11 protein-coding genes are annotated in these 8623 nt (G+C 71.6%); 1 reads left to right on the forward strand and 10 read right to left on the reverse strand.

The window, feature by feature from the left end; genetic code table 11:
• Positions 1 to 61: 61 nt before the first annotated feature.
• From D8670_RS00750 to D8670_RS00765, 4 genes are all read right to left on the reverse strand, one after another.
• Complete coding sequence (locus D8670_RS00750; RefSeq protein WP_121816188.1) at positions 62 to 511, reverse strand: SPW repeat domain-containing protein; 450 nt, start codon at positions 509 to 511, stop codon at positions 62 to 64.
• A 132-nt stretch (positions 512 to 643) separates the two neighbouring features.
• Positions 644 to 799, reverse strand: a complete 156-nt coding sequence (locus D8670_RS20525) for a hypothetical protein (RefSeq protein ID WP_162994105.1) — start codon at positions 797 to 799, stop codon at positions 644 to 646.
• A gap of 378 nt (positions 800 to 1177) precedes the next feature.
• Positions 1178 to 1372 (reverse strand): hypothetical protein, encoded by a 195-nt coding sequence (locus D8670_RS00760; RefSeq protein ID WP_121816190.1) that lies wholly within the window; start codon positions 1370 to 1372, stop codon positions 1178 to 1180.
• A 140-nt stretch (positions 1373 to 1512) separates the two neighbouring features.
• Complete coding sequence (locus D8670_RS00765) at positions 1513 to 1923, reverse strand: helix-turn-helix domain-containing protein (protein WP_121816191.1); 411 nt, start codon at positions 1921 to 1923, stop codon at positions 1513 to 1515.
• A 223-nt stretch (positions 1924 to 2146) separates the two neighbouring features.
• Between D8670_RS00765 and D8670_RS00770 the strand changes: the two genes are divergently transcribed.
• Positions 2147 to 2737 (forward strand): DUF8170 family protein, encoded by a 591-nt coding sequence (locus D8670_RS00770; protein ID WP_121816192.1) that lies wholly within the window; start codon positions 2147 to 2149, stop codon positions 2735 to 2737.
• 294 nt (positions 2738 to 3031) lie between these two features.
• Here the strand turns inward: D8670_RS00770 and D8670_RS00775 are convergent, their stop codons facing one another.
• The 6 genes from D8670_RS00775 to D8670_RS00800 all read right to left on the reverse strand — a co-directional run bounded on the left by D8670_RS00775 (position 3032) and on the right by D8670_RS00800 (position 8369).
• Positions 3032 to 3382, reverse strand: coding sequence for a helix-turn-helix transcriptional regulator (locus D8670_RS00775; RefSeq protein WP_121816288.1), 351 nt, complete (start codon positions 3380 to 3382; stop codon positions 3032 to 3034).
• A 67-nt stretch (positions 3383 to 3449) separates the two neighbouring features.
• A complete protein-coding gene (locus D8670_RS00780) occupies positions 3450 to 4196 on the reverse strand; it encodes an NRDE family protein (protein ID WP_121816193.1) in 747 nt (248 codons plus the stop codon).
• 40 nt (positions 4197 to 4236) lie between these two features.
• The gene (locus D8670_RS00785; protein ID WP_121816194.1) at positions 4237 to 4836 is read right to left on the reverse strand and encodes a DJ-1/PfpI family protein; all 600 of its coding nucleotides are present in this window, start codon (positions 4834 to 4836) and stop codon (positions 4237 to 4239) included.
• Positions 4837 to 4891: 55 nt separating this feature from the next.
• Positions 4892 to 6391 carry an o-succinylbenzoate--CoA ligase gene (gene menE, locus D8670_RS00790; RefSeq protein ID WP_121816195.1) on the reverse strand — a complete coding sequence of 500 codons (1500 nt, stop codon included), beginning with the start codon at positions 6389 to 6391 and terminating at the stop codon, positions 4892 to 4894.
• Entirely contained in the window at positions 6388 to 7425 is a 1038-nt protein-coding gene (gene menC / locus D8670_RS00795) for an o-succinylbenzoate synthase (protein WP_121816196.1), read from the reverse strand. Before menC ends, menE begins: the two co-directional genes overlap by 4 nt.
• Positions 7425 to 8369 (reverse strand): 1,4-dihydroxy-2-naphthoate polyprenyltransferase, encoded by a 945-nt coding sequence (locus tag D8670_RS00800; protein WP_121816197.1) that lies wholly within the window; start codon positions 8367 to 8369, stop codon positions 7425 to 7427. Before D8670_RS00800 ends, menC begins: the two co-directional genes overlap by 1 nt.
• Positions 8370 to 8623 lie beyond the last annotated feature (254 nt).

Genomic DNA, 8623 nt, shown 5'->3' on the forward strand with positions numbered 1-8623 from the left:
CGCTCGTTCGAGCGGGCGGGCGCTGAGCGTCGCGATCGATCGCCTCCCGCACCCGTCCGCGTCAAGTCGACGCCTCACCGACCTCACGACGGCGGGTCTCGGCCTCGCGGGCACTGAACGCGCCGAGGCCGAGGGCGGCCAGTCCAACGGCGAAGTCGTTCAGGGAAGCGAGGTCGCCGAACCCCCCGAAGAGAACGATGTCCGGGCCTAACAGGAACGGCATCGCGACGAGCCACGCTCCGAGGACGGCGACGAACACGCCGGCGGCGACGTTCCCGATTCGGGCGTCGGACCGGCGGGAGTAGTTGTAGCCGCCGATGGCCAACAGCACGGCGCCGACGATGACGTCGTTCCAGAGGTGGCCGGCGCTGAGGTCGAGCGCGACGGCCTGAGCGATCAACCAGAGACCGAGTAGCGCGACAAGGGCGGAGATCAGCCTACCGTGTTTGTTCGGATTCGGGGCGTCTCTCGTCTCGCGTCGGGCAGGACCGTCGGCGGTGCGGTCGCTCATGGTCTGTCCATCACGGGGATGGGCCGTCGACGTAAAGCGACTGGTGCCAACGTGCTGTGGTAGCGCCGACCTGATAGGTGGTGTCTCCGACCGCCGATGACCCCTCGTGGCCTCAGAACGGCGGCGAAGCGCTCACAGGCGCCGGTCGTCACGGTAGTAAAGCACCGCGACGCCGAGCGCCAGCAGCAGGAACCCCCACCACATGGAGTCGTAGGGGAGGACCTTCAGGATCAGCGTGACGATGCCCGAGGAGAGCAGGGACCAGCCGAGCGTCGTTCGGTGTGCCATGCGGGGGTCTAAGCGGTCGAGTCCTAAAGGCGGCGTTCGTGGTTCGCCGACAGGAACGGCGGTTTCCGCATCGGGCATCGTCGCCGCGAACGCGGGCTACCGGGCGCCGCGCCGGCGCTTTCGTATCACTCGCGCGACGACGGTCGCGGCGCCCGCCGCGAGGAAGACCAGGGCGGCCCCCGCCAGGTGCTTCAGTATCGGCGGTCTGGGACCCTCCGACGTCAGTCCCTCGTCACGGCGATCGGATCGAGTACCGGAACCGAACAGCGGCGTGCGGGTAGTGTTCTCCATACCGGAGGAAGGCGCTCGATCGGGATAAGGAGGGACGAGTCATGATACCACACCACATATCCCCGTTTGGAGGCAGTTCGCCGTGGCCTACTCCTCTCGCTGCCGGTCCACCGTCGCTTCGAGTTGCTCCACGCGCTCCTCCAGTTCCGCCACGCGATCCGTTCGGAGGCGGCGGAGGCCGAACAGCGCGGCGACGACCGCGGCGACGACGCCGACGAGAAGGACCAGCACGAGGAGGACGATCGCGATCTCGATGCCGCCGGGGATCTGCAGGACGACCATACGGGCAACAGACCGGGACGAGTGATAAAATTCCCCTCAGCTCCCTCGTTAGAACAAGGACGGGGGGCTCCGCCGACGCGCTTCACGGTGGCTCGGACGCCGGTGGTCTGAACCCACGATGTGTGCGGCCGCGCTGCCGGTTACCGCTCCGGCCGCGGCGCGCGCTCGTAGCGCCGGATATCGTCGGTCTTCTCGACGGCGTCGTACACCTCGCGGAGCGTCTCCCTCGCCCGGAGCAGGCCGTGACGGTCGAGGAAGTCCCGAGCGTCGTCCGTGATCCCGTAAAAGACGTGGGGCAGGTCGCGGCTGCGTCGCTCCGGCGGGAGTTCGACGCGTTCGACCACGTCCGCGTCGACCAGCGCGTCGAGGTGCCCGCGGATGGTGGAGCCGCTCTTGCTCGGGTTCACGTAGTCGAGTTCCTTGAGCGTCGGCAGCCCCTCGGGATGCCCGAGCAGGTCCTGGAGGAGTGCGAAACGGGTCTCCTGCGTGACGGCGCGCAGTCGCTCGCGCTCCCGGTCGACCCCGCCCGTCGCCGCGTCCGGTTGGCTCATACGCGTACGTTCGACCGGTTCGGTATTAATCGTTGTGGTCAATACCAAAACGGTTCTAGCCGGTCCATTCTCAGCCGTACCGATCGAGGTGTAGCCGCGATCGCCCCCGATAGAACCATTACGATGTTGACAGAATACGCCCGGTAGACCGCCCCCTCCCGCCGGGTTACAGTTCCACTCCGCGGCTGACAGTTATGTGGTAGCTCCGCGACGCGCCGAGCGTATGACCGACGACCGGCCGCCCGGCGGACCCGCGCCCGCCGAGGTCATCGACGACCTCTCCGACCACCTCCACGACCGCTCGCTCACGCCGGAGGAGTACGAGCGGCTCAAGCACGCCGTCGCGGAACTCGCGCCGATCTTCGAACACGACCGCTCGTACTTCGTCCTCGGCAGCTACGGCGACCCCGAGATCCGCCGCCTCCAGCTCGTCAAAGACCGCCTGAACCGCCGCCCCGACGCCTACGCCTTCCTGATGGTCGACGTCCGTCGGGAGTGGACGAACACCTACCTGAAGTTTCGGGTCCTCGCGGACTACGTCGACGCCATCGTCGGGGTCGCCGAGCACGACCGCGGCGGCTTCCTCGTCGAACAGGGGATGTTCGTCGCCGACGAGGAGTACTTCCGGAAGACTCACGTCTGCACGCGCGAGTACGAGGGACTCGACGCGGACGATCTGGACACCGACGCGGATCCGGAGAGCCCGTACAGCGGAATGCAGACCCCCATCTTCGACATGCTGGACGACGCCGGCCGGCTCTACCGCTGGAAGACGGAAGGAGATTTGGTCGAGTGCGTCGCGGAGATAGAGTGAGGGCGGAGAACGCACCAACGGGCCGAGAGCGCGGCGAGGAACGGTCGCGACGAACCGCGCGTCTTGCGAGCTGCTTGCAAACGCTTCGCGTTTGCAGCATCACGAAACGGCTTCGCCGTTTCGATAGACCTCGCTCGCTGCGCTCGCGGGGACGCGAGAAGGCAGTAGGTCGAGAAACGATGCACCCGTGAACGAGCGAAGCGAGCGGCCGTTTCGGCCGGGCTTTCGTCGCGAGCGGTGTCCGCAGCGGGCTAGCGGTCCACGAGGACACCCGAGCGAGAAAAGGTCGTGTTGCTACTCCTCGTACGCGAGGTTCATGATCCACTGCGAGAAGGCGTCACTGTTGGCGTTGACCTCCTCCTCCCCGATGAACGGCGACAGCATGTCGCCGGCCATCAGCAGGGAGAAGTCGAGGTCGCGCGCGGTGGGCGAGATGAGGTAGGTGTTGTGCCCGTCGTAGACCGTCTCCTCGCGGTCGACGAGCCCCTTCTCCTCCAGGGACTCGGCGATGCGGCTCCCCTTCCGAGAGGTGACGTCGAGCTCCTTCCAGAACTCGCTCTGGTGGATCCCGCCGGTTTCGCGGACGAGTTCGAGCGCCCGGCGCTCCTCCTCGGGGAGCTCTTCCTCGACTGCTGACGCGCTCACGCCGACCACCTCCGGACGTTGCCGGTCGCGGCTACCATTGTACTGTTCACAACGGGCTCCATGTTGCTTAAACCTGCCCTTCCACGTCGACCTCGCGGTAGGCCGCCTCGCAGGGCGGGCCGTCCGCGAACCAGTAGCGAGCGCCGCGCTCGCCGAGCAGGACCAGCGACGAGGAGCGCGTGCCGAACCCGTCCCCGTGGACGCAGACGCCGTACTCGTGGTCGGCGAGCACGTCGCCGGCGCGGTCGACCCAGCCCTCGGCCGTCTCGCCGGGTTCGGGGGTCAGCGCGGCCCGGACCCGGCGGGCGTTGTCGGCCTGCTCGCGGGCGGCGTCCGGGCGAACGTCGGGCACGGCGAACTCGCCGTCAGCGCCGACGTTGACAACGACGTGGACGCCCGGTTCGAGCCGCGAGAAGCCGAGCCGGCCGTCCCACTGGAACAGGTGCGCCGCGGCGGCGTCGGCGACGACGAGGTTGAAGCCGTCGTACTCGCGGTCGTCGACCTCGCGCTCGACGAAGCGGGCGGCCGCCTCCGCGGACTCGTGTCGGAGCGCGTCGCGGACCAGCAGGCCGCGGGAGCGCTCGCCCGCGAGGTCGGCGTCGGTCCAGCGGTTCGTTATCGCGACCAGCAGGCCGTGCTCGTTGTAGCCGATCCACGTCCCGCCGGCCTCGGCGTCCCGCGGCGCGACGACCCGGGGCTCCTCGTCGACGACCGCGGGCGGTTCGGACGGCCGCCCGAACAGTTCGTCGCGGTTCGCCGCCACGACGACTGGCGCGTCGGGAAACACCTGCCAGGCCAGGGTGAGCGTGCACACGACCCGGGATTGGGCGGCGCGGCGCTTAAAACGTCGTGCGTCAGCGTTCGATCTCGACCTGAACGATGTCGTCGCTCCGGTCGTGTTCGAGTTCGCTGGCCACCTCCGTCGAGAGCTCGTAGTCGCGGAACCGCTCGACGAGCCACAGCGAGAGGTCGATGCCGGAGGTGATGCCGCCCGCCGTGATCACGCCGCCCGTGTCGACGACGCGGGCCTCCTGAAGCGTCGCGTACTCGCGGAGGTCGGCCCGCGCGGCGTGGTGGGTCGTCGCCGGGCGGTCGTCGAGCAGGCCGGCGGCGGTGAGCAGCATCGCGCCGGTGCAGACGGAGGCGACGGTCGCGCCCGCCTCGTGGCACTTCGCTATCTCGTCGGGCACCAGCCCATCGTCGACCTCCCGGCGGACGCCGCCGCCGTCGTTCCAGCCGCCGCCGGGGACGATCAGGAGGTCGGGGTCGTCGAGGACGCTGTCGACGACGAGCTTCGTACCGTGGCTCGCGGTGACCGTGTCGACCACCTCGCAGCTGACGTAGGAGACGTCGAACGCGCCCTCCATCTCGTCGGCCATGGAGAACACCTCGTAGGGGGCGATGGCGTCGAGCTCGTCGAAGCCGTCGAACAGGAGGATCGAGACGTCGCGCATGGTCGTTCCACGGGCAGGTGGAGCAAAAAGGCGCGGGAACGTGTAGGAAACGATATCAGTCGTCGCGGAGGCGCTCCCGGACGGCCTCCCGGTCGACCGTCCCCGAGGCCGTCCGGGGGAGCGCGTCCGCGATGCCGACCGTCTTCGGGCGCTTGTACGGCGCGAGGCGGCCGTCGAGGTGGTCGTCAATCGCGGGCTCGTCGACGTCGCCGACGAGAAGCGCCGCGACGCGCTCCCCCCACTCGGGGTCGTCGAGGCCGACCACCGCGGCGTCGCGGACGGCGGGGTGCTCGCGGAGCGCGTCGGCCACCTCGCCGGGGTCGACGTTCTCGCCGCCCGTCACGATCCGGTCCGATCGCCGGTTCAGGACGTACAGGCGACCGCCGTCGTCAACGTAGCCCACGTCGCCGGTGTGCAGGCCGCGCTCGCCGAAGGCGTCGGCCGTGGCGTCGGGGTCGCCGTCGTAGCCCGGCGTCACCGTCGGCCCGTCGACGACGAGTTCGCCCGGCTCGCCCGGCGCGCGCTCCTCGCCGTCCTCGCCGACGACCGTCACGTCGGTGACCGAGAGCGGGCGGCCGACCGTGCCGAGGTGTTCGACCGCCTCCGCGGGCCGGGCCGTCGCGATCTGCGAGGCCGTCTCGGTCATGCCGTAGGTCGGACAGACCGGGACCCCGGCGTCGGCGCAGCGCTCGACCAGTTCGTCCGGCGCGGGCGCGCCGCCGAGCAGGACGAACCGGAGCGAGTCGGCGAGGCCGGCACCGTCGCGCGCGTCCAGCATCCGGCGGAGCATCGTCGGCACGAGCGACGTGCCCGTCGCGTCGTGCGCGGCGAGCGCGGCCGCCGTCTCGGCGGCGTCGAAGTCGCGCTGGAGGACGACGGTCGTCCCGTAGATCGCCGAGCGCAGGACGGGCGCCAGCCCGCCCATGTGGTACATCGGGAGCGGGTCGAGCCAGCGGTCGTCGGGGAGGACGCCGAGGCGGAACGCCGACGCCGCCGCGCTCGCGAGCAGGTTCCCGACGGTCAGGACGACCGCCTTCGGTCGGCCGGTCGTCCCCGACGTGTAGAGGATGCACTGTGGGACGCCGAGCGCGCGCTCGACCGGCGTCACCGGTTCGGGGTCGGCGGCCGAGAGCGCGACGACGGCCCCCGCGCCGTCGCTCGACGGCGGGTCGACCGAGGCGACGGGCGTCTCGCCGGCGACCTCGACCGCGGCGGCCTCGATGTCGGCCTCGCAGACCAGCAGCGCCGGCTCCGCGCGCTCGACCTGCGACGACAGTTCGGCCGGCGTAAGCCGGACGTTCAGCGGGACGAGCGTCGCGCCGAGGCGCGCCGCTGCGTGGACGAGGCGGACGAACGCCAGCCGGGAGTGCAGCAGGACGCCGACGCGGTCGCCCTCGCGGACGCCCAGCGCGGCGAGCCGGCCGGCCGTCTCGCCGACGGCGCGGTCCAGCTCGGCGTAGGTGAGCGACTCGCCGGTCTCGTGGACGACGACCGCGGTCTCCTCGGGGGCGCTCCCGGCCTGCAGCGACACCGGATCGCGACAGCGTCGGGTCATCGCTCCCACGCCCCCGTGGTTCCGTTTCCGGGTAGTTGCGGGACGTGGATCGCCCCGTCGCGCACCGGTGCGGGGTCCGCGGTGAGGTCTTCGGCGAGTCGCTCCGCCGTCGCGAGGCCGCAGGCCGGCAGCCCCGGGAGCGACGCCGCGAGGTGGACAGCCGCGGTGCGGGCGACGACGGCGTCGACGGTCGTCGTGACCACCGGCGTCACCCCCGCCCGGCGCGCCCGGAGCGCGGCGTCCCGCGCCCGGTCGACCCCGCCCAACGCCATCGGTTTGAGCACGAGCACGTCCGCCGCGCCGGCGTCGAGCACGGCGTCGACGCCGTGAGCCCCGACCCCCTCGTCAACGGCGACGCCGACGGGGCCGCGCCGGAGCGCCGCGTGGCCGTCGAGGTCGTCGGCCGGAAGCGGCTGTTCGACGAAGGCGACGCCGAGATCGGCGAACGCGTCGAACGCCCGCTCGGCCTGCGCCGGCGTCCACGCGCCGTTCGCGTCCGCCCGGAGCTCGACGCCGGGCCCCACCGCGTCCCGGACCGATCGGAGCCGACGGAGGTCCGCGTCGACCGGCCGCGCTCCGACCTTCACCTTCACGCAGTCGAAGCCGTCAGCGACGGCGTCGCTCGCCCGCCGGGCGGTCTCGGCCGGCGGCGCGTCGCCGACGGTCGCGTTCACCGGGACGGTGGTCACTGCGGCCTCGCCGCCGAGGTAGCGGTACAGCGGGACGCCGGCGCGGGCGGCGCGCAGGTCGGCCAGCGCGAGCGAGACCGCGTGGCGCGCCGCGGGGCGGTCGCGGCCGACGGCGTCGAGCGCGGCGTCCGGTCCCTGGGGGAGCGCCCGCGCGGCGCGCGAGAGCGCCTCCCGGCAGGCGGCGAGCGACTCGGTCCACCCCGGTAGCGGCGCGGCTTCGCCGACGCCGTGGCGGCCGCCGTCGCGGATCCGGACGAGGATCCCCTCCCGGGCGGTGATCTCGCCGCGGGCGGTGCCGAGCGGGCGCGAGAGCGGGACGGCGAACTCCCGTCGCTCCAGTCGCATCAGACCACCAGACCCAGCGCGAACAGCGCCGAGAACCCGGCGAGCAGTTTCCCGGTCCGCTCCAGCGCGGGGTTCAGCGCCTCGCCCGAGCGCTCCGTGCAGACCGTCCGGGCCACCAGCGCGGCGTACGGCAGCGTCAGCAGCGGCAGGAGCACGCTCGGGCCGAAGTCGGTCAGCCAGAACCGGACGGGAACGGCGTACGCGAGCGCCAGCAGGGCGACGTACTCGACGCGGCTCCAGCGGTAGCCGAGCAGGACCGCGAGCGTCGTCTTGCCGGTCTCCGCGTCGGTCTCCATGTCCCGGACGTTGTTCACGACGAGGATGGCCGTCGAGACGCCCGCGACGGGGAGGCTGGCGAGCAGCGCGGTCGCCGTCAGCGTCCCCGGCGGGACGGCGGTCGCGAGCGGGTCGGCGAGCACCTGCGCGGCCTGCACGTAGTAGGTGCCCGTCACCGCGACGACGCCGAAGAAGACGAACACGAAGAGGTCGCCGAGGCCGTGGTAGCCGAGGGGGTACGGCCCGCCGGTGTACGCGATGCCGCTCGCGACCGACAGCAGACCGATCACCAGGATGGGGAGGCCGCCCACGTAGACGAGGTAGGTGCCGGAGAGGACGGCGAGGCCGAAGGTGACCGCCGTCGCCCGCTTGACCTCCCTGGGCGCGATGATGCCGGACTGGGTGACGCGGGTGAACCCCTCGCGGTCCTCCGTGTCCGCGCCCTTGACCGCGTCGTAGTAGTCGTTCGCGAAGTTCGTCCCGATCTGGATGAGCGCCGCGCCGATAAAGGCGACAAGCGCCGGCAGCGGCGCGAACACGCCGTCCCGGACGGCCAGTCCCGTCCCGACGAGAACCGGCGCGGCGGCCGCGGGCATCGTCTGGGGCCGCGCGGCCATCAGCCACGCCTTCGTCCGGGAGACGTCCGCGGCGTTGGCGACTTCCGTCATTGTCGGGCGTTAGGATGGGCGCGCCATAGCGTCTGCGGTTGGCGGAGGGTGGTGGGGGCGTTGCTGCGATAGAGAGACCGAACGTACGGCGGCGAAGCCGCCGTAGCCCCGAAGACTCACATAAGCGTCCGCGAGCGCAGCGAGCGGTTCACCGGGCGCGACCGGAGGGAGCGCACGGCCTTTTTGCCGCGAGCGGTGGGCCCCCGCGGGGGGGGGGCCCCGGGGGGGGGAATGGGGGTTGAGTGGTGGGCGGG

Origin of the sequence: Halostella limicola (assembly GCF_003675875.1) — an archaeon.
GTDB classification, from domain to species: Archaea; Halobacteriota; Halobacteria; order Halobacteriales; family Natronoarchaeaceae; genus Halostella; species Halostella limicola.